Below are 20,609 nucleotides of genomic sequence, written 5' to 3' on the forward strand. Positions count from 1 at the left end.
GGCTACTCGGGTCGTTTCCGGAAACCGGAATGGGACGCTGTCTCGTAGTTGGGGAGCGATGCGACTCTTCGTGGATGGGCTTGCGAACGGTCATGGGTTCAGTGCGACGCTTCCCCGAACCAACCGCTTCGGTCAGCGTCGTATATGATAATCAAGGCAGTTGGGCCCACTTATAGGTTGTGCAGACACAACGGTTTTAGAACAAATATTCCTTTTACCGAGGAGAGCGACGAATAGGATGTGACTAACCGTCGTGGGCCAGACCCGACTGTCTCTGACGAAGAACTGCTTAGATCCATGCATATGGCCTACAAACCGGCTCTCGGGACGACGGAGATAGCAGATATGGTTGGAATCAGCCAACAGGCGGCATCAAAACGACTCAGTCGATTAGAGGAAGAGAGACTGATTGAATCGGATAAAATTGGCAACGCCAGAGCATGGTGGCTCACTGACAACGGGCGACGTTACCTAGATTCGTCCGAAAAAGAGCCATCCAGCCAATAAATAAACGGCCCGCCGCCGATCCGCGAACGGTTGATTTTATTCTGTTCGTCGAGCCTCTCCAGCCGCTGGCGTACTCTCCAGTTGGATAAATCGACCAATTCAGCAATCTCCCCAGCTGTTGCGAATGGTCTGCTGGTTTGACTGATTGCCTTGATTAGCTCGTTATCACTGACCGTTGGTTCCGGACCCTTCGTAGACATAGGTGTCTAACCGACTATTGTTGTATCAGAACAATAGTTTTATTGGTGTGCCGCCACAACAGATTAAGTAGGAACACACGCGCCGCTGGTCGATTTCTCACGAAATCGCCCCGGTGTTGGAGCACCGAGGCGCGTGGTTCCAGGAAGAACCAATGGCAACTACGCAATCCAATCCACAAGAACGTACCGCACGCGAACTACTTACCCAGGGCCGACCGCTATTTCTCGGCGTCGACGGTGAGGGTGCCGCGCATTACTGGGACAGCTATGAATTTGCTGTGGCTGTTGTGACGGCTGACGGTGAGGCAGAGAAGGTTGTGCTTGCAGAGACGCCTTTTGAGACGCTCTCGGAGTGGTGTGAATACACGCGTGGGGAGCGTGGGTGGGATATCGGCCCGCATGTCGGTGGGTCGCTCGTCGGCGATCTCGTTCGAGGTGTTGAGGCATGAGCTGCACCGTGGAAGAACGGAAGCGGGTGCGACGTGCTGCGAGAGCGATTCAAGAGGAAGTTGCTACTGAGTCCGTGGATGTGCTTGCGCCGAGCGCGAGCCAGTACGGTGAATGGACGCTTGATGCAGTGCTTCGGGATGTTGATGGGGTGCCGCCAGAGGTGTTACGTGAGCTGGCATTGGCTGGGTTGACGCTGCAGCCGACGCCGTCACAGGCGGAGTATCAGCACGTGGCGGCAACAGTGTAGAACAACAGAGTTCTAACCAACAAACGTAGGCAATACTGCTTGTTTGTTGGCTAGCCAACTCCCAATCCGCTTTCTGACCGTCGTTTGTTACTCGGGGACTCTCCTGAAACAACTACTTAGTAAGCGTGCGTACTGACCGAGTCCCAGACATTCTGTTGTAGAGAACCGGGTGAACGAGGGGGTTTTTCCTGTGGACTGACTGGTATTAGGGAATGAACCTTCTACAAAAGATAGTCTGGGAAATGGCAGACCGAGAAGGCGTTGACCCCCCTGACCTCGAACCTCCTCTGAACGAGGTTATTGATACAGATGCACTCGAAACTCTGATTACTGGCGCTGAAAATCGACACCACAGTCCGTACTTGGACGTGGAGTTCGTGCACTCCGGATACACTGTTACTATCGATGGGACGGGAACCGTTAGCATCAGCGACAACCCCGGTACTACGGAACAGTTGTTGCGGCAAACACCGGATAGTCTCGCGAACGCCCTCGCCCACCGGGAACGCGCAATGAAGGATATCGCAGACGTAATCGCGGCTCGTGAACGGCCGTTTGTTGAGCGGCTTGACGGCCTCCTGGAAGTCGTTCGCAAAACGCTGGGGATGGAGTCTGGCACGCTCTCGTACGTGGATTCAGACTCCTACGTGTTTGAAGCGGTCGATGGAACAGTCTGCGTCGAGCTTCAGGCCGGGGAGATAGTTCCCTTGGCAGAGACGGTCTGCAAGCGGGTAGTCGAAACCGAACAAGCGCTCGTTCTCAGAAATGTGGAGCAGGAGGCCCCGGAATTAGCAGATTCAGCTTTTGAGGTGTCTTCCTACATCGGTGTGCCGGTGTTCGTGAATCGGGCAATCTACGGGACGTTTTGCTTCTACGATACGGATCCACGGGAGGAGGCGTTCTCCGACTGGGAACGGGCGGTTGTCGAACTACTCAGTAACTGGGTAGGTAGCGAACTCGAACAACGTCGGCAAGAACGGGCCTTACACGCAGCTACAATGGAACGGCCGTATGGGATAAATTAGTGTCCAATCGGTGATCGGCGATTGAGTGACTTGGCTCGGAAACCTCCTGTCGAGCATGATAAGTGGCTCACCTATATTCAGCACGGATCTTCGTATCAGGTGCTGAGGGTTTCAACAGAGTCTTGAAACCTTGTTTTTCCGAAATCGCTTTGCCCTGCGAATCTCTTAGTTTCCATAATGTCAGATATCGGACGATGGGTCACATGGGGTCTCCTACCATCACTGGTTGGTGGACTCCTCCTCAACATTGTCGTCCCTTTTGACTCGATCAACAGCGAGGTTTTCAACGTAGTGCTGACGGATCCCATACTTCGAGTCGGTGCATTAACTGTCGTACTATTCACCCCTGTGTACTTCGGTGTGCGCTACACTATAGGGCTCGTCCAGTCTCTTATATACCGACGACGAGAGATTAAGAAAAGCAACTCCCCAGGTGTATTCAGCAGTACATCAAGGCCAAGTGAGTTGACGTGGTACGGTGTCGTGCGGCAGTACGGTGCCGACTGGTACGTAGCTTTCGGCGAATCCCGCCGTGGCAGCGACCAATACACATATATTGAGAAAGGGCCGTGCTGTCCGAACTGCCAAACCGAAATGCTTCACCGGAACAAGACACACTACATCGCGCTTAAAAAACGAGTATGGCTGTGTCCGGAGTGTGAGACGGTCGTTGACCGTCCCAGCGAGATGTTATTCGAAGAAAAACGGGGAGTGAAGAATATAACCGAAAAGCATGTACTGGCTGCCCTCTCTACTGAAAATTCTGAAGAGTACATTGATTCAATTGATGGCCTCGATACAGGAAAATGGGGGAAAGGTTTCCCTTGATGTGTAGAACTTCACGGCCGTTATCCGATTACAGTATGCGTGCCACTATTGAGACTGTTCACGAGTTCTATTTGATAATACCGCCGCCGTCCGTCGAATCAGCCTAGGCCGAGTCCCAGATCGACCCAGACCGAATTCTCGTCGAACGCAAATCGGCGTGAAGAGTGTAGCCACCCCGTACAGCGGTTGACACCGGAAAATATGAAAGGTCAAACCCATATATACCAATGCAATCCCTGGCGATTCATGTGATGTTCAGACGAACTGAGAGAACACGCGCATCGAACGGAGGCAACTATGAGTGACGCGGGCGAAGCGGTCGAGGGAGCGATTGCGTTCATCGTCGGTGGGTTCATGCTCCTGTTGATCGGCTCGGCGGTCGGATCCAGTTCGGTTCTGTACAATCTCAGCACGTTTGGTGTGCTCATGATCCTGCTCGGGGTCGTTCTGGCAGTCGCGCTGGTCGCATCGCTCATTGGAGGGGTCTCTGGGAGGTAATCATGGTTGTCAGAGACTATCTCGCCGAAAAGAAAGAAGAGCGAATCACCGACGAGTTGATTCTGAACGTGATCCGCGAAAGCGAGGCCGGGTTCGTCGGGACAACTGAGGTCAGTGATGATGAGCGAATCGGGTTGAAAGAAGGCGCGGTTCGCAATCGGCTGGACGATCTTGAGGAAGATGGCCGCGTGCACAAGAAGCGACTCGGCCATCCAGAGCGTGGTAATCTGGCATGGTACTTAGCTGATGAAGAGCGTGAACGTCCTGTGTCCGCCGAACGCTACTGGCTGGCTCGCGTGTGTGAAGAGGGACGAGCAATTTCAGGGAACATACTGCGTATCGGTGGCATCGTTGCTCTCGCGGGCATGATGACGCTCCTACTGTCGATTAGCGCCGATGCGTCCGGCATACAAATCGCTCTCTTGCAACCCTCGACAGCGGGTACCGTCGGCTACGCTCTGGCAGTCGCTGGCTTCGCTAACGTCGCTCTTGGCGGGGTACTCAAATTCGGGTTGAGTTTCACGGAGACAGCCATCACTCGTCAATCCGCTCCGACAAATTAGATTCGAACTCTGGAGGGCCACGTGAGTACCAGGAGATGGGCAAGCCAATCCAAGAGTATCGTTTTAGCTGAGGACAGCAACGATCTGGATGCTAAATCCAACGACAAGGAATATCGCTCCAAATAGTCCGTCAATTGTGTCTGCAATATTTGCCTTCAGTGCTGGTTGATGAATATTCACCTCATCCCCGCCAACCCTAGCACCGGGCTCCCGAGTATCTCGCATCAAACCCCCTTTACCACGGACGATCCCTAATGCCAGTAAAACCCCACCAACCATATCGAAAACAAGCCCATAGGCCTGTAGCTGGACGGAACCGAATCGAACATTAATAACGAAGGCAGTTATGACGAGAAGAATCGCATAAGCTGGCCACTTAACATGATAATGGAATTGCTCCAAGAATACATCTCTGACTACCGGCTCTTTTTCATCATAGTCCATGATGCCTTCTTTTTCAACTTCCTCAAGTTGTGTCAGGACCAATAACAGTCTTTCTCCGACTAGATCAGTCAGGTATCGTGGTGGTCGTGGAACAATATCTCGCAACCGCTGTTTACCTGAGAACATCTTATTCGAGATTTTGATATTTATTGAACACTTCCGATTAGTTCCTGCGTCTGTTGTTCGTATTGATCAGGGTCAAACCGCAGGTTAATCGAAATGATCGCATCAATACCTTGCCGATGACCAGCTGTTATCGGGACTCGCTTCTGCTTGCTTATGTCTTCTGTCGGGAACGCCCCGCCTGCAAGGTAGAAATCGCCGCCGGCTTTCCAAAAGCCCGTTACGGCCCGGACAGATGTTTCTACACGACTGAAACTGTACGTTTCCGCACCTTTCTCAGGAACTTGCAGCGAGAACTCAATATCCTGCTTGACATAATCCCCCTCAAATTGCATCTCCAAAGCTGTACCACTCTGAGTCTCGATGTTTCCCGGAATCGTGTTTGCCTTCGAAACATTGGAGACACCCATCTGTTCCATCCGATTCATCACCGGGTCTTCTACCGCCGGTCTGAGTAACCGAGCTGATAACTGCCCGCCCTGCCCCTCGACTCGAATTCGAGTTGCAAAGAAAACGAACGCCGCCGATGAAAACTGATCCAGCGTTCGGTTCTGGAGTCGCTGTTTGAGTGGTGTATATTCCCAGACTGTTGTCCGAGCGTACCACGAAGAGAGATCCATCCCCGCTACCTCTACGGATGTCATCTCTTGGGTTGGTTGCTCATCTCGGATTTTCCAATCCTTGTCCAAGCCACTAACGGATGGCGTTGGAATTGATACGTCACTGCTACTCGACACCTCTCCAGGGCTGTAACAACCAGCAAGTGCGGCCGTGCCAGCTGTGACTGCCCCCCTGAGGAAACCCCGACGCTCCATTCTCGACTGCTAGGTAGCATATCAAAGGAATAAACCTAGGGGCTTACAGGTATCCGGAAAACAACTGGTGAAAATCCCGCTGAATCGCCAGGAAAAAGAGGTACAGCAAATGGGAGGCCCCGAACAAAACAAGTAGGTAAGGAGTAAGGTTGAGTGCGATGTCGCTAAACCCTGCCCCCCAGACGCCGAGGAAAAGTACGATGCCGACTCCAAGCGGCACAGATAATAGTAGACCGTAAGGATTCAGTTCATACTCAAGTTCGTGTTGCAGGCCATAAGCCAATCCCACAGCACCGCTGATGATACACAGTGGGGCTGCGTATTTTAAGATGAAATATGCGTAGATCGTAACCGACGAGAGGTTAGCTAAGAGGATATAAGCAGTCACAATTACTAGCAATAGATATCCGATAGGGACGTGCCAGTAGGCGAACTCGTAGCGCTCTTGAACAGACTCCAAGGCTGTCTCAAACAGATTGGACTCTTTTGTGTCTGACTGAGAGGCACACACGAATGAAGTGGATTAATAGTCTAGCTCAGATTAGATAAAATGAACGGTTCTGGAAAGTATATGTAGCATCTTTATTATTAAGATATAATGTTTCAGTGGAATCTCTGATTCTTCGTGTTGCTTGAATACTCGGACATAGAAGATAGTATATGACTCCCGATGAACTAGAGATCTGGCTTGAATCGGTGAACAAGTCGTCTGAATGGCGAGACAAAGTGTCGATATATATACAGGCCTATCCCTCTTCAGATGACTTTCCAGACAACACGCTGATTCTTGATGGGAATCCCGTTGGATCAAACTGTGAAAGAACATACCGAAAACTTCATTTTCCGAACAGTGACTCGTTTGCAGAGATACACGATTTTATTGCATATCATTTGAAACAAAACGATGGCATTCAACGATCAACAACCCTCCCGCTTAGTGGTGGGACTGCCCAGAATATCTGGGCCGGCAGTGGATCATCAGACCCGAATGAAATAGACGAAATTATACTTACAGCAGATGATGAGCGGATCTCATTTGGGGCACCAGGACAAATGAGTCCTACCATCCGGTATCATGAAGTAGAAACAGAGGACGGTCCACAAGACCGACGTAATGCTGAGCGTCTACTTACATTCCTTGACGAGCTCAGTTCTTCAATGACCGACAGCGAAACGGTTGATCTGCATGATGGTGAACTAGTGGACCGGTGTGTTCCACACTACGAACGGGGCGAGTACCAGGAAGCCCTCCGACTTGCGGGGCAAATTATGGAAGAGCGAATCCGAGACCTGAGCCCAGAGTCACTTGCAGAAAAAAGTGGCCACAAATTGATCACTGCAGCGTTAACGCCCGAAGATGGATCAATCACATTAGCATCACACAATGGGGAGCAAAATGGGCTAAGGATGCTATTCGATGGAGCATATCAGAGCATCCGAAACCCACTCAGCCACCGAACAATTGACCCTGATGGAGACACGTATCTCGATGATTTAGATGCAAAACAGGCCAAAAACGCCCTTCATCTATTTGATTACCTCCTGACGACCTTGGATCGATATCACGATACCCCGACTGAGTAGAGCTATCTCGTTGTTCGCATCGCCCACTCAACCCGTCGTCAACGCCACGGAGGGGACTTGAACAGCGACCAGTACGAACTCCTCGCGAAGATCACGCTCGTCGTCGCGAAGTTACTGGGCGCTGTCGTCGTTCTGACCCGGCTGTACGACCTGCCGAAGGCCGACCACCTCGGCGTGCTGGTCGTCGCGACAATCGGCTTCTCGACAGTCTCGACGGTGGCGTGGATGTCACGGTGATCGTTTCGTTCGAAGTGCGAGATTCTGTTGATGTCTCGCTGGCAGGCGTTAGATAAGCTCCAGCAGGCCGGTGTGTCGGTGTTCGTCTCGATGTCGCCAACATACCCGACGATGGGCGAAGACGACTTTCACGAGCTACTCAGCTACTTCAGAGCGCTCGGTGAGGTTGTCGTCTTCCACGAGCCAATCAACCCCCGTGGCGCGAATTTCCAGCAGTGTCTCACTGCCGCCAAGCAAGCCGGCTACAGCGACGTTGTCAGCGAACTGCAACAGATGCAAGACAGCCACCAGTACTGGGTCGAGTACGCTCTCAATCAACTGAATACAGTCCAACAGGTGGCAACGCGCTTCGACGGGCTCGAAGTGCATTCCTGGCCTGATGATGAGCTGGTGCGCTCGACGAGCGGCCAACTTCGGTCAAAGCTCAAGGCAATGCAACAGGCCGTCTCACCGGAGTCGTTCTCTACACGTGCTACGGACGCCTCGCCTGAGCAGTCCGAGTTAGCCTCGGACGGCGAGTCTATAGAGCATCTCATCTGACGTGTCTATCAGGCACCGCGTCAGGGTCCGGCGGGTTGATGTTGCAGCCGACACCGTCGCAAGTCGAGTATCAGCATGTCGCGGCGGCAGTGTAGCGAAAAGCGCTAACCAACAATAGCTGACCAATACCTGTGACTGTTGGTTAGCCGACTATCGGTTGATTTCTGCCCGTCGTTTGTTGCTCACGATCTCACCAGAAATACCCGCTCAGTGGGTATGCGTACTGAGCGACGAGGTTTCTACCAACTCAAAGAGGTGTCCCGATAATCGTGCGAAATACAGCGGTCGAGTCGGTCACGGGACAGTCTTCATCTCATGAGGGACTGATTGGTAGAGACAGCGAATTCATTCATCAGCGGGTGGGCCCTCAACCCCAGTGAATTCGAAGCGTGCGCCACCGGTCTCACTATCACCGAGACGGATGCCCCAATTATGTGCGTCAGCAATCTCCTTCACGATTGAGAGCCCGAAGCCTGTCCCCTCAACTGCTGTTGAGTAACCTGATTCAAACACCTGCTCACGATCATCCTCTGGGATACCTGGTCCATCATCCGCCACATAGAATCCGTCCTCAAAATCACCAATAGTGACAGTCACATCTTCGCCGACGTGTTCGACTGCATTCCGAATTAGGTTCTCCAATAACTGCTCGAGACGGTTGCAATCCGCCCGAATCATCCGATCGGTCGCAGTGACCAGATGTGCCTCGCCAGTCGGAGCTGTCCGCCAGCAGTCCTCCATGATTTTCCCGGGGTCAACCACATCGAATTCATCTACGCTGACGCCTTCCTGGGCGAGTGTCAAGAGATCCTCAATCAGTGTGAGACTCCGATCAAGCGCGGATGATGCATGATCAAGATGTTCGCTGTCACAATCTTCTTGAGCCAGCTCAAGCCGCCCCTCTACGATGTTCAACGGGTTCCGGAGATCATGACTGACGGTCCGGGCGAATTTTTCAAGTCGATCGTTCTGGCGCTTGAGTTCATGTTCTTGTTCTTTGCGCTCGGTGATATCTTGGGTGATTGCCAAGACTTGTATCACAGTTCCATCTTGATTGCGTATGGGAACAGCCCAAAGATCGTATATATTCCCCTCGTACGTCAGTTCTGTCGTCGTCTTCTCGCCTTCCAACGCCTGTGCATAGGTCGATTCCAGAGTATCGACGACCTCATCTGAGAACGGATCAACCTCGTCAACGGAGCTGCCAATCAGATCATCAGGAGAGATTTCAATCGGCTCGAAGCCAGCACCAGAGACGAGCTGGAATCGAAGATTCTCGTCCAACAGAAATACGCCGCCATTCGGGAAGTTCTCCGCAAGAGTGCGGTAACGACGCTCACTTTCTCTTAGTTTTTGTTCACGCTGTTTGCGTTCGCTGATGTCTCGGCCGACGCCGACTAGGCGTGGCTCGCCATCAGGATGTTCAACTCGATCTGCCGTGTACTCGTAGGGAATTGTCTCACCGCTTTTCGTCAATAATGGAGCTTCCACTCGCGCATGTCCTGTTTCGAAGACGTCTTGGATCGCCGCTGCTGTTCCCTCGCGATGGTCCTTTGAAACAAATTCGATACCTTTCATCGAAGCGATCTCCTCGTCCGAATAGCCTGTTACCTCGGCAAGGGCGTCGTTCCATCGTTGTAAGTTTCCATTCGTGTCCTGGACAAAAAATATGTCATTGATGGCATTAAGCACATCTTCAGTATACTCTTGATATCGTTCTAACTGAAGCTTGCTCTCTGTGAGATCAGTTCGAATTTCCTGAGCATTGAGCGCATGGGCGATGTCACCACCCAATTCCGCAAGAACCTCTTGTTCCAAGTCGTCGAAGGCGTGAGGACGATCGGCAAAGACAGCGAGCAGACCATATAATTTGCTCTCGTATTCAAGCGGAACGACAGCAAGCGCTTGGAACCCATGGTCTAACGCCAACTCGCGCCAGCCCTCATAGGTAGGGTCCGATTGGATATTCTGTGCGACAGCGATCTCTCGCTCATGGAACGCCTGCCCACCAGGGGCCTGTCGTCCCGGTTCGTCCTCGGCAACGCTCATTTTAAACTCCTCGAGAAACCCTTCTCCCGTGCCTTGCCAGGCTTGGGGTTTGATTTGTTTCGTGTCGGGATCAACCTCGGCGAATACCGCGAAGCGATACGAATCGGCATCAGCAAGAATACTGCAGACCCTTGATCTGATGTCTTGCTCTGAAGAGGCCCGGGCCACCTGCTGATTGATATCGTTGACGATAGCGCGGATACGCTCAAGCTGCGCTCGGCGTTGTTTGTCCTGATTCTGCTGGACACAATTCTGAATGCGATTTGCGAGGAGTTCGTACTGATCAGTGCCGCTATCTTTCTGAAGGTAGTCGTTTGCATTCGCAGAAAGTGCGTCGCTGGCGACGTCCTCGGATCCTTTACCGGTGAACAAAATGAACGGCAATTCAAGATGGTCCTCCCGGACGGTTTCGAGGAACTCGATACCGTTCAGGTGTGGCATGTCGTAGTCGGACACGATGCAGTCGAACTCCTCGGTTGCGAGTCTTTCTACCGCTTCGACGGGATTGGCAACCGTTTCGACGATGAACCGATCGTTTTCACGCTCAAGAAATGTCGCTGCCACATCCGCGAAATCCGGATCGTCGTCAACATGAAGGACACGAATCTCAGAACCCGGATTACTCATTGATATGTAGATATAGATGGCCTTGAGTTAAGTATGTGGGTGAGTAGCATACCCACTCAATACCGGTAGAGGTTACCTATGATGTGAGAGAATATAATGTAACAAAATAAACAGCCATATCGAAGACGCACGTTCTATCTACAATCTGGTTCAGACACTGATGCGTGAATTAAACCAGCTTTGTCTGCTGATTACACGCTCTGTATCTCGCACGGGGTTCTGACACAATGTAGGTAGATCCCTACTGTGTGTCGATATGTGAATCATCTGTACTGACCGCTTCAGTACCCGGATGGTCGATAAACGATGTGGGCAGCTGAGTGCTGTGGCTGGTCCGAGAGGCGGCTGCGCGAGTCATTGGTCGAGCAGGCTGTCCGGGTGCTGAACCAATGAGCGAAGTCTCCGTCGTCGATGCGAAGGGCTTCGTGTACGAGCTTGTGCGCGGTCCCACGCGCAAGATCGGGTTTGAACCTCGGAGTGATGGCGGGTTCGAGCGTATCGAGACTATCTGGAACGGCTGTCAATGGCGGGAGATCGTGACGAGGATGTGGCGGATTTGAGGGGCATCGGGAATTTTCACTGAGAAAGCTCAGAACCGACTAGTCAGTATGTCTGCACACTGAGAAGGTAATTCCAGGAACTCTCTGAAAGACACAAAGTCGTCGTACTGAACTCAGATTCGCTATTGAATGGTCAGTCGTCAGTCAGAGAGGCCGGAGACGGACCACCACCCGGCGTTGTTGGGTCCTGGGTGAGCGTTTTGTACAGCATGATCAGCATGGAGGCAATCAGTGCGAGTCCCCAGAGAAATGCAGTCGGCATCAGGAAGGTCAGCCCAGCGCCTTCACCGATCCAGACAACACCTGGAATCCCCCACTGCCCCGCGATAAACAGGACTGTCACAGCGGTTCGGAGCTGACCTGTGACGCCAATAGCGGGCACAGCAAATCCCATGACAATTGCGAGAATGGAAATCACGCCCAGATGTGCGTGCCCGCCGATCATCCAGCCTGGGACACCCGTGCCACCTGAGAGCAGAATGAACTGGTACAGTCCAACCACCATCATCGTTGCAAGTCCGAGGAAACCGCTTGCTTTGAGCGCTTTTGTCATATTCAACTGAAGCGATATTTCCCTGATTGTTAAAAGTTGGTGAATAAACATCCGTACACGACATGTAATTGTAAGCTAATGCAATAGGCCATCTCGGCGGAGTATCTCTCTGACCAAACAGGGGTAGCAGAAGCAACCGAGCAGATTCAACGATGCAGTTAGTCGAAACGTGACGAAGACGCCTCTACCCGTGGTAATTTAATACAAATAACAGTCCCTTGGCCCTCCGAGTCCTCGACATCGATCATCCCTCCGGACAGAAAGACGATTAAATAGACTAGCCAGACTCCTAATCCTTTTCCGTGTTTCAATGGCTCTACTTCTTGCGTTCCAAGCAGAATTGCAATTTCCTCCGCTGGCAGCCCAGGTCCGTTATCCGCGATACTGATTTCGACGAATTCATTTCGTCCCTCACTTGTAATCTGTACCCTTGATGGCTGTGAATCAGCATGGACGACTGCATTCAAGAGCAACTCCTCGATTGCGATATCGATTACTGGGATTGCTTCAACCTGTTCCTCACAGGCGTCAATCCGGATGTCGGCGTCAGGGTGGTCGTTCGTAACAGTGCTAACAGCAGGTGCCACTATCTCATCAACCGTATACGTCCGGGACTCTGGCGCTTCATCCAGCAAACTGACGATCTTCCGGTGTTTCTTGATTACCGCCTCCAGTTGATCGATTTCTTTCTGAATTCCCGCTACAGCGTCTGGGACATCATCGGCCAGCGATTCCGCTAACGAATCAACATAGCCTCGAATCACTGTCAGCTGATTCGAAAGATTATGCCGTAACACACGATGCAACACGCGAAGCTGCCGCGACGCTTCTTTCCGATCAGAGATGTCCTGCTGAAAGCCGACGTAATTCGACAACGCTCCATCGTCGTCATACACTGGTGCAATCGTGACGCGGTTCCAGAACTGTGTCCCGTCCTTGCGATAATTTCGCAACTCAGCCGTTACTGGTCGCTCCGCATCAATTGCCGCTCGTATTTCTGCAACTGGTTCCGGGGCTGTCTGCTCTCCCTGTAAAAACCGACAGTTCAGCCCCAATACGTCTGTTTCAGCATAGCCTGTGAGTTCTGTGAACCGCTTGTTAACGTAGGTGAGTGGATTGTCTGGTTGTGCAGGGTCGGAGAGTGTTATGCCAATTGGAGCCGTTTCGATCGCCCGGTTTTTGCGCTCGAGCTCCCGCTGGCGTTCTTTTCGCTCTGTGATGTCGCGAGTCATCCAGAGGCGCCCAAAGTACTCGTCATCGTCACCAACAACCGGAGCGGAATACCACTCTACAACCCGCCCATCAGACAGCGTCAGTTCCCCATGGTCAACCTCGTGGGGATGAGTCTGGAACTGGTCAATACGGTCAGCTAACGCCTCTGGTGACGCCAGCTGAGGCAGTATCTGCTCGAGAGGAGATTCGTTGGTTTCCCGCTCAAGCGCGTTGTCAGACAACTCCCAGAAGCGCCGAAACCGGTCGTTGTACGACAGGACTTCGCCGTTGTTGCTAATTACTACAACGCCATACGGGACGGTCTCATGTTGGGCATTAAGCAGTGATTGTCTGAATTGCAACTGTTGTCGTTGGTGACGACTCTCCCAGTTTCGGAAGGCACGATGAATCACGTCAGCGATATCGCCAGCGAACTGGATTTCCTGATCAGTCCATTGTCGAGGCCCGCCAATGTGTTCGTGGCAGATGACACCAATGACATCCCCTTCTGATCGGATCGTGGCGTCAAGCAAGGCACCGATATTATGTGACTCGAAATACTGTTTGTAGAGTTGTGCAGTACGAGAATCAGAATATACATCCGTGGCGTCAATGATTCGGGATGATTGAAGTGCATTGATGTACGCTGGAGCCACGGAGGTGGACAGTTTCTGACCATTTGAATGGGATTTTGTTCGCTGGTCAAACTGGTCAATACAGCGGAGGTGGGTCTTATCTTCGTTAAAGAGCCAGATATTAACCCGGGGAACATTCAGGACGTCAGCGGCAAGTTCACTAATGGTTTGAATACTAGCATCTATATTTCCAGAGATGATATCTTCATCTGTCGTCAACTCAAGAAGGGCCTCGCGATACTGATAGTGACCGTCTGTTGTGGCCCCACTAGATCCGCACATACTTGTACCTCGTAATATCTAATATCATCCTATATGGGCGTTTGGACTGTTTTTAAGTCTCTATTTTATTTGCTCACCTATCAGTGAAGAGGGTCGGAACGATCTCTGTGGTCCCGAATTAGATAGGACTAATAGACACCCAGCTACCGTAGATAGCAAAATCAGCAGTGAGAATGGGGGGGGAGTACTGTTTTCAGACAATGTTGCCTGAATGGACTGTTCGCTATGCGTGCGAACTGACTCCAATTAATTACGAGTCTCTTGATCTGCTCCATCCGCTTCATCATCTGAACAGACCTTCTCATAGACCGCAGCACAGAAATCGGCGACGAGTTCACCTCCTTTGAGGATGGCAATGAGGAGTTCTTCCATACAATTAGCCTGACAGATCTAATTACTTAATGACCTGTATTGTCTGTTCAGCGAGAACCGTACCGGGTATGTTCTGCTATTATACGCTGAGATTACCCAATCAGTCGATGGATTCGAGGATCGTTTTGAGTGCGTCGTGAGAGTGACCAGAATCGTGGAGTTTCTTCGCTTTGTCTGGTACCTCAGCAGGTATTTGATCCGAAGTAATGAGGTCCTCAACGAGATGGGCAATTTCTTGCTCATCGGTGGTCCATCCCTGCTCTGGCGGATTGTCATCTGAAACCTGATCACAAGTCATACTATCGACTTGCGAAGGGTTGTCACTCACATCATCATAAATCCCGTCCCTGATATGAATTCCAGCCGGTTCAACAGGCTGTCTGGTCCCAATTGATTCCGCATTCATTACTACTCGAGTGTGAATATATCAAGAGACCAGCAGCCACGCCGGTCACCCTACAAAGCAATGTCACGATCCATATCACCGGAATCGTTCGGTTGCTCTACTGGGCAGAGCAGTCAGCAAGCTCTGTAGTCATCAGTAGACCGTGATGTGAGTGTTCCCTCAGACCTACTCAAGCAATGTCTCATTGATGTCTTCAGTTACTTCGGTTTCACTTTTGGATATTTGAAGCGCTTCCCGGATGTGATACAGTGTCTCATCGTTCTCGGCGTGGTCATAGGCAGCGGTCAAGTGATTGAGAACCGAGTCCGGAATCGCATGTTTTCGTTCAGTATTGGTTTCCGACATGGCGGGAACGGAGGATTCTCTGAAGTAAAAAGTTATGAAAAGTAGCATTGAAATTCAAGTTATTCGATCAATCAGTACACAGTTTTAGCTATTCGAGTGATGCGCTGCAGTGTGCCAAGAACGATACGGCATCCAAATGACCATCAGCAATCACGGAAGGCTACTGCTGGAAAGTCCATACATAGAATCCTGCGGATTGCCGTGAGTGCACTGCAACTATCTTCGAACCTGGCACTGAGTCTGATCTCCAGTCCAGTTCGCCGACAGGACTGGATGCACTGGACGACACAGGAACGCAAATCTGCGGAACAACGCCTGCTCCAGCATTTGAATCTAGTCCCGAGTACTGTACTACAGAAGGTTGATAATAGAAGCGCCGGAAACCGCTATCACAGACACCATCGTGAATCCACTTTCCGGTGTCTGTATTCCACCCCCACATCCCCACCCCTTTACCATTCGATAACAGCTTCGTCCGCGTAGTAGCCCCCAGAATCGGTATTATATGGCTCATCGTCGGCAACTATTTCGCCGCCGACAGTGTTGTTGTCTGCATCCAGTCTCAGAGTTCAGTTTGCAGGCACACTTAGAGACCACCTTCACCGTCGAACGCCGCACTCAGTTTCTCTCGCATGAACTCTCGCCGGAGTTCTCGTTTTCGCTCGTCGGTCAGATAGTCCTCGAAGACCACTTTCGCGCTCGCACTGCCCTGTTCATCGGCGATAGCCTGCACGTGTTTCAGCAGGTCCTGTGTCGTCCGTGAGTAGGCGTCGTACCAGAACCGTCGCCCCATGTGGGGCTTCCGGGCGACGCCGTCGATCTCTTCGGGAACGCCAGCCCTGTCGGCGAGGTCGTGGAACCAACCTGCGATTGTCGTTCCGTCGACGTGGCCGGTTTTCGAACGCTCCGAGGGGAATAGATAGCCATCAACCTGAGAAAGGTGCCGGCGGGCGACATCTTCACCAAACACGATGGCGACAGTCCCCGGGCCGTTTTTTCGTTCGTCGAATTGGATGTAGGGTTCGTCGGCGTCGAGGTGCAGCTGGTCCTGGTGCAGCGCCGCGACCTCACCGGCCCGCAGGCCCCAACCCGCAAGTGCGACGACGAGCATCCGGTCGCGGCTGGTGATGGCGGCGTCGAACATAGTTCGGACATGCTCGGGATCGAGGGCAACCGGGTCACTGTCTGAGGAGCGAGTCCACGAGAACCAATCCTCAGCGCCGTTGGTCGGGTTGACAGTCGCTACACGGCGCTCCACGAGCCAGCCATACCACGTCCGGATTGCATCATGGACGCGTGCAATGGTGGATTCAGCGTACTCATTAGACATGTAGGCGAAAGTCTCCCGGCAGCGGTCGACGGCTTCGGTCTCCGTAATATCGCTGTCGGCGTCGACGGGCGAGAGGAGGTCGTCGGTGCCGTGCCGTTCTCGGTAGGACCGGGCGTAGCGGGCGAGTCGGTAGCGCATGGTTTCACGTGTGCTGTCCGTCCAGTCGTCCGCGGCCGCTTGCTTGGCGTCCAGATACTCTTGAAAGGACTCGCGTGTCTCGTCGTGTTCGATATCCCAGTCGTACCCACTGGATTCGGTGTCGTAGCACAGGGTCTCAGACCAGAACTCGGCGAACGTCGTGTCGTGGTACTCTTTCAGCGCGTACGTGAGCCCGCGGAAGCCGTTGTTCGAGAGCCACTCGTAGGATGGGCGGTCGGTCTCGGGGTCGTGGCCGTCCGCGCGCAGCGCCGGAACGACGACGGCCTCGTAGGCGTCGGCGAGCTGGTCCTCGGTGAGCAGCGTCCAGGGCACGTCGTCGGCGGAGTGCCACGGCTTCGTCCGCTCAATCCCGGGGGAACCCTCGTGCTTTCCGGGTTCTGAATCTGAATCAGCCGATTTCGGCATACTGAGGTAAACACACTAAAACCTGATAATTCTGTTGCCACAGCAGACGTGTCCCAGACTTATGGCTCTACGGTCGTATGGCAAATATTGCTTTAAAGTGTATATCGCTGTATAGAAATTGCTATAATGATACATACATGAATCGGCTCTAGAGAAAGTCTGACGGGCGAAAACAGCCGTTCGAGAAATTCGTCAGTCCCGAGACGTAATTTCGCCCGGGTGCGGGACCCGTTCGGCGTCGTCAGTCAGCCGATAGCGCTCGCCTTGATCCTCGACCAACCCATCGTCAACGAGCTCGTCCAGCGCGGCCTGGACATCCTCCGGCGAGCGGTCAGTGTGTGAGACAGCCACCGTGAACAGCGACCGTCGGCTCGTCCACTCGCCCTGATACTCGTTGTCCTGTGCAAGCAGCGTGTTCAGGACGCGGCGTTTGGTGTCGTTCATTTGGGAGCTATACCCTATCTTCGACGGTTCGCCTTCACTCTTCGGCCCAGAACGCGCTTCGATTTACACTCGGCACACGGTGTGTCGGCAGTGTCTGACGTATGATTTATACCAATCGCACAAGACACTACATGCGTATGATACGGGTGATTCGATGACACGGATTGCGGTTGGGATGCAGAAAGGCGGCGTGGGAAAGACAACCACCAGCATCAACGTAGCCGGTGCGTTAGCCGACCGAGGGCACGATGTCCTGGCTCTCGACGCCGATCCGCAGGGCGGGATGACGCTGAAGCTCGGGCATCGAGAGCGGTACCGAGAACACGACCAGACGCTGTTCGATGTGCTGGCCGACGTCGGTGAGTTGAATTACAGCGACTTGAGTGAACTCGTGCTTGTCGACGACGAGTTCGATTTGATACCGGCGTCGTTGAAGAACTTCGTCTTGGAAAAGCATCTCCACACCGACCGTCGCGGGACCGAGTCGCTAGCGTTAGCTCTCGATGAGTCCGGACTGGACGATGAGTACGACTACATCATCATCGACACACCACCGAACCTCGGCCCACTGGCTGACGGGAGTATCCTCGCAGCAGAGAACGTGCTCTTCCCAACGCGTGTGAATGTGATTGCACGGGACTCTCTGGAGATCCTGTTCGACGAGATTGACACTCTAGAGGCTGAGTTCGAGTGTTCAGTCACGACCGCTGGTGCCGTCTTGAACGAGGTTCCAGCACAAGGCAACATCGCTGCCGAGCTGGAGGCATGGTTCGTCGAGACGTTCGGCGAGGAGTTCGTCTTCGAGATCCCCGATCGGGATGCCGTCGAGCACGCTATCGAATATCGGACATCGGTGTTTGCGTATGATGCAGATGATGCAGGGTATCCGTGGGATACAGACCCCATTGCAGACCTGCGCGACCAGTACGACCAGATAGCGGCCCACCTGGAGGAAACATTATGAGCGACGACGACGTCCTCCGCGACCGGTTTCGGTCGCATCAGCCAGGCGATACAGATGATACAAATGATGCGCATGATACGGATGATTCGAATAATTCAGATAATTCAGATATGGTAGATGTGGCGGACGAGACGCAAGAGACGGATGAGGCAGATGGGGCGAGTGTTCGAGAGCGAAAGCAGGAAGCGATGTACCTAAGACCCGAGCAACGCGAGCGGCTACGGGAGTTTTACGACGAGTTGGACGGTCGGTCGAAGATTGCCGGTGAAGGCGGGCTCGCAAAGAACGACGACTTCTACGAGGCGTTCGTAACATTCGTTGTCGACGAGCGACGGGAGGAGTTTATCGAGTATCTCGACTTGGACGAGTTGTAGACCCTTTCAGGAAATCGGCTGATTCGCGGTAGCTGAGTCGCTCTTTTTGCGTGTTACACATGAAACAGTGGGGTGTAAGAACACATCGATGGCGGGGTGTCGGGCTAACCAACACAAACCCTATTATTCCGGTCTGTGTTGGTTAGCATATGAGCGACGAAGAATACGCCCACCAAGCACTGTCAGCCCTGGAGCGGATCGACGTTGAGGCGCTCGACCAGGACACTCGCGATGCCCACGAGAAGGCGGTCGGCGCCGTCGACGAGCTGGCCGTGGCGCTAGCGAAGAGCGTGACGGACGACGCGGTCGCCGTCGAGGCGCCCGAGGAGTGGGCCGACGACGAGGACGACTGGGACGAGAAAATCGACGAGGCGTACGAGGCCGCGGAGATCGCGCGCTCGAAGGGAACGCTGACGGTGAAGACAATCGACGATCGGGAGTACTACTACCTCCAGTGGCGCGACGAAGAGAAAGTTAAGAGTCAGTACGTGGCGCCGGTCAGCCCAGCGTAGGCATGTTACTCCGGAAACAGTGGTGTATGTGAACACTCAAACTAGCGTGTGCAAACTAACCAACGCAACACCTGAAACCAATCCAGGTGTTGGTTATCGTCAGAAAGGCAAAGTTTCCAAGAGCGGTATTGTCGAGAGACGAGAGAAAACGCACTGAACCGAGGGGCTTGGTGCTACCGCTGGGCAGCAGCTGCCGCGGCGCCGGCACAGCTCCTGGCAGGGGACAGTGGGCGTGAGCCCTATTCGTATAGATAGCTTCAATCCCACAGGGGTTCGTCTGAAACTGCGCCAACGAGATAGTTCACTTTCGCGTCTCTGTCGCTTCAATCCCACAGGGGTTCGTCTGAAACTCGGAGTGTCGTTACCGACCGTTAAGAGATGGAGCAGCTTCAATCCCACAGGGGTTCGTCTGAAACGGTCCGATTTGAACACTAGCGGGACGGTTTCGGTGCTTCAATCCCACAGGGGTTCGTCTGAAACGACATTCCCGAGCGGGGCAAACGCTCAGTCAACGAGGCTTCAATCCCACAGGGGTTCGTCTGAAACTAGGCTTCGGGGTAGACTTCGTTAAGTTGTTTCTCTGCTTCAATCCCACAGGGGTTCGTCTGAAACTCGCTACTCGTCTCTGTCCGGGCGTTCTCGGGGATGCTTCAATCCCACAGGGGTTCGTCTGAAACAGTACAGTTGTCCGGACGATGCACTCGGGTCGACTTCGCTTCAATCCCACAGGGGTTCGTCTGAAACCTGTTGTTCTTCGTGTTCGCTCCGGTCTCCGTGTTCGCTTCAATCCCACAGGGGTTCGTCTGAAACCGTACACCGCACCTCGATCTCGCCCGTCTCCTGCGTGCTTCAATCCCACAGGGGTTCGTCTGAAACCGAGCCATCGAGATTGCCACCCATGTCGTAGAGGGGTGCTTCAATCCCACAGGGGTTCGTCTGAAACGTAATCAGGATCAGGCTCTGCCTCAGTCATACCACGCTTCAATCCCACAGGGGTTCGTCTGAAACGAAACTCCGTTCTTCTTTCACCTGTTCTGCCTTTTCGCTTCAATCCCACAGGGGTTCGTCTGAAACGCGCCACTTAGTTTCTTCAGCACCAGGATCACCAAGCTTCAATCCCACAGGGGTTCGTCTGAAACCTCACACACGTTAGGGTGTCATAGAACAATTCAAAAAGCTTCAATCCCACAGGGGTTCGTCTGAAACGTTTGACCACCATTATCTCGTGCAGCGAGAACACGGGCTTCAATCCCACAGGGGTTCGTCTGAAACCTCACACACGTTAGGGTGTCATAGAACAATTCAAAAAGCTTCAATCC

General features: G+C 52.9%; 25 protein-coding genes and 1 CRISPR repeat array. Of the genes, 14 read left to right on the plus strand and 11 right to left on the minus strand.

The window, feature by feature from the left end; genetic code table 11:
- Positions 1–303 precede the first annotated feature (303 nt).
- Entirely contained in the window at positions 304–507 is a 204-nt protein-coding gene (locus ACY9XZ_RS21620; protein WP_225306857.1) for a winged helix-turn-helix domain-containing protein, read from the plus strand.
- Here ACY9XZ_RS21620 and ACY9XZ_RS21625 read toward each other — a convergent pair.
- Positions 468–707 carry a FaeA/PapI family transcriptional regulator gene (locus ACY9XZ_RS21625; protein WP_463458985.1) on the minus strand — a complete coding sequence of 80 codons (240 nt, stop codon included), beginning with the start codon at positions 705–707 and terminating at the stop codon, positions 468–470. The genes ACY9XZ_RS21620 and ACY9XZ_RS21625 overlap by 40 nt on opposite strands.
- Positions 708–859: 152 nt before the next feature.
- Here ACY9XZ_RS21625 and ACY9XZ_RS21630 point away from each other — a divergent pair, with 152 nt between their 5' ends.
- The 6 genes from ACY9XZ_RS21630 to ACY9XZ_RS21655 all read left to right on the plus strand — a co-directional run bounded on the left by ACY9XZ_RS21630 (position 860) and on the right by ACY9XZ_RS21655 (position 4,318).
- Positions 860–1,156 carry a hypothetical protein gene (locus ACY9XZ_RS21630; RefSeq protein WP_463458986.1) on the plus strand — a complete coding sequence of 99 codons (297 nt, stop codon included), beginning with the start codon at positions 860–862 and terminating at the stop codon, positions 1,154–1,156.
- A complete protein-coding gene (locus tag ACY9XZ_RS21635) occupies positions 1,153–1,404 on the plus strand; it encodes a hypothetical protein (RefSeq protein WP_463458987.1) in 252 nt (83 codons plus the stop codon). Before ACY9XZ_RS21630 ends, ACY9XZ_RS21635 begins: the two co-directional genes overlap by 4 nt.
- A 212-nt stretch (positions 1,405–1,616) precedes the next feature.
- Complete coding sequence (locus tag ACY9XZ_RS21640) at positions 1,617–2,429, plus strand: GAF domain-containing protein (protein ID WP_463458988.1); 813 nt, start codon at positions 1,617–1,619, stop codon at positions 2,427–2,429.
- Between the two features lie 177 nt (positions 2,430–2,606).
- Positions 2,607–3,257 (plus strand): hypothetical protein, encoded by a 651-nt coding sequence (locus tag ACY9XZ_RS21645; protein ID WP_463458989.1) that lies wholly within the window; start codon positions 2,607–2,609, stop codon positions 3,255–3,257.
- A gap of 297 nt (positions 3,258–3,554) precedes the next feature.
- Entirely contained in the window at positions 3,555–3,755 is a 201-nt protein-coding gene (locus ACY9XZ_RS21650; RefSeq protein ID WP_463458990.1) for a hypothetical protein, read from the plus strand.
- A 2-nt stretch (positions 3,756–3,757) separates the two neighbouring features.
- Positions 3,758–4,318, plus strand: a complete 561-nt coding sequence (locus ACY9XZ_RS21655; protein WP_463458991.1) for a hypothetical protein — start codon at positions 3,758–3,760, stop codon at positions 4,316–4,318.
- 63 nt (positions 4,319–4,381) lie between these two features.
- On the opposite strand, the gene ACY9XZ_RS21660 is transcribed toward ACY9XZ_RS21655, so the two are convergent.
- From ACY9XZ_RS21660 to ACY9XZ_RS21670, 3 genes are all read right to left on the minus strand, one after another.
- A complete protein-coding gene (locus ACY9XZ_RS21660) occupies positions 4,382–4,804 on the minus strand; it encodes a hypothetical protein (RefSeq protein ID WP_463458992.1) in 423 nt (140 codons plus the stop codon).
- 104 nt (positions 4,805–4,908) lie between these two features.
- Positions 4,909–5,529, minus strand: a complete 621-nt coding sequence (locus tag ACY9XZ_RS21665; RefSeq protein WP_463458993.1) for a hypothetical protein — start codon at positions 5,527–5,529, stop codon at positions 4,909–4,911.
- Between the two features lie 214 nt (positions 5,530–5,743).
- Positions 5,744–6,160, minus strand: a complete 417-nt coding sequence (locus tag ACY9XZ_RS21670; RefSeq protein WP_463458994.1) for a hypothetical protein — start codon at positions 6,158–6,160, stop codon at positions 5,744–5,746.
- A gap of 200 nt (positions 6,161–6,360) precedes the next feature.
- Here ACY9XZ_RS21670 and ACY9XZ_RS21675 point away from each other — a divergent pair, with 200 nt between their 5' ends.
- The 3 genes from ACY9XZ_RS21675 to ACY9XZ_RS21685 are packed head-to-tail and all read left to right on the plus strand — an operon-like array spanning position 6,361 to position 8,061.
- Positions 6,361–7,284, plus strand: a complete 924-nt coding sequence (locus ACY9XZ_RS21675; RefSeq protein WP_463458995.1) for a TIGR02391 family protein — start codon at positions 6,361–6,363, stop codon at positions 7,282–7,284.
- A gap of 57 nt (positions 7,285–7,341) precedes the next feature.
- Positions 7,342–7,521 (plus strand): hypothetical protein, encoded by a 180-nt coding sequence (locus tag ACY9XZ_RS21680; protein ID WP_463458996.1) that lies wholly within the window; start codon positions 7,342–7,344, stop codon positions 7,519–7,521.
- A 30-nt stretch (positions 7,522–7,551) separates the two neighbouring features.
- The gene (locus tag ACY9XZ_RS21685; protein WP_463458997.1) at positions 7,552–8,061 is read left to right on the plus strand and encodes a radical SAM domain-containing protein; all 510 of its coding nucleotides are present in this window, start codon (positions 7,552–7,554) and stop codon (positions 8,059–8,061) included.
- 345 nt (positions 8,062–8,406) lie between these two features.
- On the opposite strand, the gene ACY9XZ_RS21690 is transcribed toward ACY9XZ_RS21685, so the two are convergent.
- The gene (locus ACY9XZ_RS21690; RefSeq protein WP_463458998.1) at positions 8,407–10,737 is read right to left on the minus strand and encodes a PAS domain S-box protein; all 2,331 of its coding nucleotides are present in this window, start codon (positions 10,735–10,737) and stop codon (positions 8,407–8,409) included.
- 389 nt (positions 10,738–11,126) lie between these two features.
- On the opposite strand from ACY9XZ_RS21690, the gene ACY9XZ_RS21695 reads away from it, so the two are divergent.
- On the plus strand, positions 11,127–11,297 hold the full coding sequence (locus ACY9XZ_RS21695) for a hypothetical protein (RefSeq protein WP_463458999.1): 171 nt from the start codon (positions 11,127–11,129) through the stop codon (positions 11,295–11,297).
- 133 nt (positions 11,298–11,430) lie between these two features.
- Here the strand turns inward: ACY9XZ_RS21695 and ACY9XZ_RS21700 are convergent, their stop codons facing one another.
- The 6 genes from ACY9XZ_RS21700 to ACY9XZ_RS21725 all read right to left on the minus strand — a co-directional run bounded on the left by ACY9XZ_RS21700 (position 11,431) and on the right by ACY9XZ_RS21725 (position 17,440).
- Positions 11,431–11,850, minus strand: a complete 420-nt coding sequence (locus ACY9XZ_RS21700) for a hypothetical protein (protein WP_463459000.1) — start codon at positions 11,848–11,850, stop codon at positions 11,431–11,433.
- Between the two features lie 158 nt (positions 11,851–12,008).
- Positions 12,009–13,979, minus strand: a complete 1,971-nt coding sequence (locus tag ACY9XZ_RS21705; RefSeq protein WP_463459001.1) for a GAF domain-containing hybrid sensor histidine kinase/response regulator — start codon at positions 13,977–13,979, stop codon at positions 12,009–12,011.
- A 246-nt stretch (positions 13,980–14,225) separates the two neighbouring features.
- Positions 14,226–14,351, minus strand: coding sequence for a hypothetical protein (locus ACY9XZ_RS21710; RefSeq protein WP_463459002.1), 126 nt, complete (start codon positions 14,349–14,351; stop codon positions 14,226–14,228).
- Between the two features lie 100 nt (positions 14,352–14,451).
- Positions 14,452–14,757, minus strand: a complete 306-nt coding sequence (locus ACY9XZ_RS21715; RefSeq protein WP_463459003.1) for a hypothetical protein — start codon at positions 14,755–14,757, stop codon at positions 14,452–14,454.
- 931 nt (positions 14,758–15,688) lie between these two features.
- On the minus strand, positions 15,689–16,996 hold the full coding sequence (locus ACY9XZ_RS21720) for a tyrosine-type recombinase/integrase (protein ID WP_463459004.1): 1,308 nt from the start codon (positions 16,994–16,996) through the stop codon (positions 15,689–15,691).
- Positions 16,997–17,188: 192 nt separating this feature from the next.
- Positions 17,189–17,440, minus strand: a complete 252-nt coding sequence (locus tag ACY9XZ_RS21725) for a hypothetical protein (RefSeq protein ID WP_463459005.1) — start codon at positions 17,438–17,440, stop codon at positions 17,189–17,191.
- A gap of 154 nt (positions 17,441–17,594) precedes the next feature.
- On the opposite strand from ACY9XZ_RS21725, the gene ACY9XZ_RS21730 reads away from it, so the two are divergent.
- The 3 genes from ACY9XZ_RS21730 to ACY9XZ_RS21740 all read left to right on the plus strand — a co-directional run bounded on the left by ACY9XZ_RS21730 (position 17,595) and on the right by ACY9XZ_RS21740 (position 19,290).
- On the plus strand, positions 17,595–18,404 hold the full coding sequence (locus ACY9XZ_RS21730; RefSeq protein ID WP_463459006.1) for a ParA family protein: 810 nt from the start codon (positions 17,595–17,597) through the stop codon (positions 18,402–18,404).
- The gene (locus tag ACY9XZ_RS21735; RefSeq protein ID WP_463459007.1) at positions 18,401–18,778 is read left to right on the plus strand and encodes a hypothetical protein; all 378 of its coding nucleotides are present in this window, start codon (positions 18,401–18,403) and stop codon (positions 18,776–18,778) included. The genes ACY9XZ_RS21730 and ACY9XZ_RS21735 overlap by 4 nt, the downstream gene beginning before the upstream one ends.
- Positions 18,779–18,927: 149 nt before the next feature.
- Positions 18,928–19,290 carry a hypothetical protein gene (locus ACY9XZ_RS21740; protein WP_463459008.1) on the plus strand — a complete coding sequence of 121 codons (363 nt, stop codon included), beginning with the start codon at positions 18,928–18,930 and terminating at the stop codon, positions 19,288–19,290.
- Positions 19,291–19,544: 254 nt separating this feature from the next.
- Positions 19,545–20,562: direct repeats of the CRISPR family, unit length 30 nt; unit sequence GCTTCAATCCCACAGGGGTTCGTCTGAAAC.
- Positions 20,563–20,609: the final 47 nt, after the last annotated feature.

The organism is Haloarcula sp. HT12 (genome assembly GCF_055271655.1).

Bases quoted from the DNA above. Each gene is read 5' to 3' on its own strand.
- ACY9XZ_RS21740 (WP_463459008.1), top strand. From the start codon at position 18,928: ATGAGCGACGAAGAATACGCCCACCAAGCACTGTCAGCCCTGGAGCGG.
- ACY9XZ_RS21735 (WP_463459007.1), top strand. From the start codon at position 18,401: ATGAGCGACGACGACGTCCTCCGCGACCGGTTTCGGTCGCATCAGCCA.
- ACY9XZ_RS21720 (WP_463459004.1), bottom strand. From the start codon at position 16,996: ATGCCGAAATCGGCTGATTCAGATTCAGAACCCGGAAAGCACGAGGGT.
- ACY9XZ_RS21645 (WP_463458989.1), top strand. From the start codon at position 2,607: ATGTCAGATATCGGACGATGGGTCACATGGGGTCTCCTACCATCACTG.
- ACY9XZ_RS21625 (WP_463458985.1), bottom strand. From the start codon at position 707: ATGTCTACGAAGGGTCCGGAACCAACGGTCAGTGATAACGAGCTAATC.
- ACY9XZ_RS21640 (WP_463458988.1), top strand. From the start codon at position 1,617: ATGAACCTTCTACAAAAGATAGTCTGGGAAATGGCAGACCGAGAAGGC.
- ACY9XZ_RS21690 (WP_463458998.1), bottom strand. From the start codon at position 10,737: ATGAGTAATCCGGGTTCTGAGATTCGTGTCCTTCATGTTGACGACGAT.
- ACY9XZ_RS21695 (WP_463458999.1), top strand. From the start codon at position 11,127: ATGAGCGAAGTCTCCGTCGTCGATGCGAAGGGCTTCGTGTACGAGCTT.
- ACY9XZ_RS21715 (WP_463459003.1), bottom strand. From the start codon at position 14,757: ATGAATGCGGAATCAATTGGGACCAGACAGCCTGTTGAACCGGCTGGA.
- ACY9XZ_RS21685 (WP_463458997.1), top strand. From the start codon at position 7,552: ATGTCTCGCTGGCAGGCGTTAGATAAGCTCCAGCAGGCCGGTGTGTCG.
- ACY9XZ_RS21705 (WP_463459001.1), bottom strand. From the start codon at position 13,979: ATGTGCGGATCTAGTGGGGCCACAACAGACGGTCACTATCAGTATCGC.
- ACY9XZ_RS21635 (WP_463458987.1), top strand. From the start codon at position 1,153: ATGAGCTGCACCGTGGAAGAACGGAAGCGGGTGCGACGTGCTGCGAGA.
- ACY9XZ_RS21675 (WP_463458995.1), top strand. From the start codon at position 6,361: ATGACTCCCGATGAACTAGAGATCTGGCTTGAATCGGTGAACAAGTCG.
- ACY9XZ_RS21725 (WP_463459005.1), bottom strand. From the start codon at position 17,440: ATGAACGACACCAAACGCCGCGTCCTGAACACGCTGCTTGCACAGGAC.
- ACY9XZ_RS21730 (WP_463459006.1), top strand. From the start codon at position 17,595: ATGACACGGATTGCGGTTGGGATGCAGAAAGGCGGCGTGGGAAAGACA.
- ACY9XZ_RS21620 (WP_225306857.1), top strand. From the start codon at position 304: ATGGCCTACAAACCGGCTCTCGGGACGACGGAGATAGCAGATATGGTT.
- ACY9XZ_RS21650 (WP_463458990.1), top strand. From the start codon at position 3,555: ATGAGTGACGCGGGCGAAGCGGTCGAGGGAGCGATTGCGTTCATCGTC.
- ACY9XZ_RS21665 (WP_463458993.1), bottom strand. From the start codon at position 5,529: ATGACATCCGTAGAGGTAGCGGGGATGGATCTCTCTTCGTGGTACGCT.
- ACY9XZ_RS21655 (WP_463458991.1), top strand. From the start codon at position 3,758: ATGGTTGTCAGAGACTATCTCGCCGAAAAGAAAGAAGAGCGAATCACC.
- ACY9XZ_RS21630 (WP_463458986.1), top strand. From the start codon at position 860: ATGGCAACTACGCAATCCAATCCACAAGAACGTACCGCACGCGAACTA.
- ACY9XZ_RS21700 (WP_463459000.1), bottom strand. From the start codon at position 11,850: ATGACAAAAGCGCTCAAAGCAAGCGGTTTCCTCGGACTTGCAACGATG.
- ACY9XZ_RS21710 (WP_463459002.1), bottom strand. From the start codon at position 14,351: ATGGAAGAACTCCTCATTGCCATCCTCAAAGGAGGTGAACTCGTCGCC.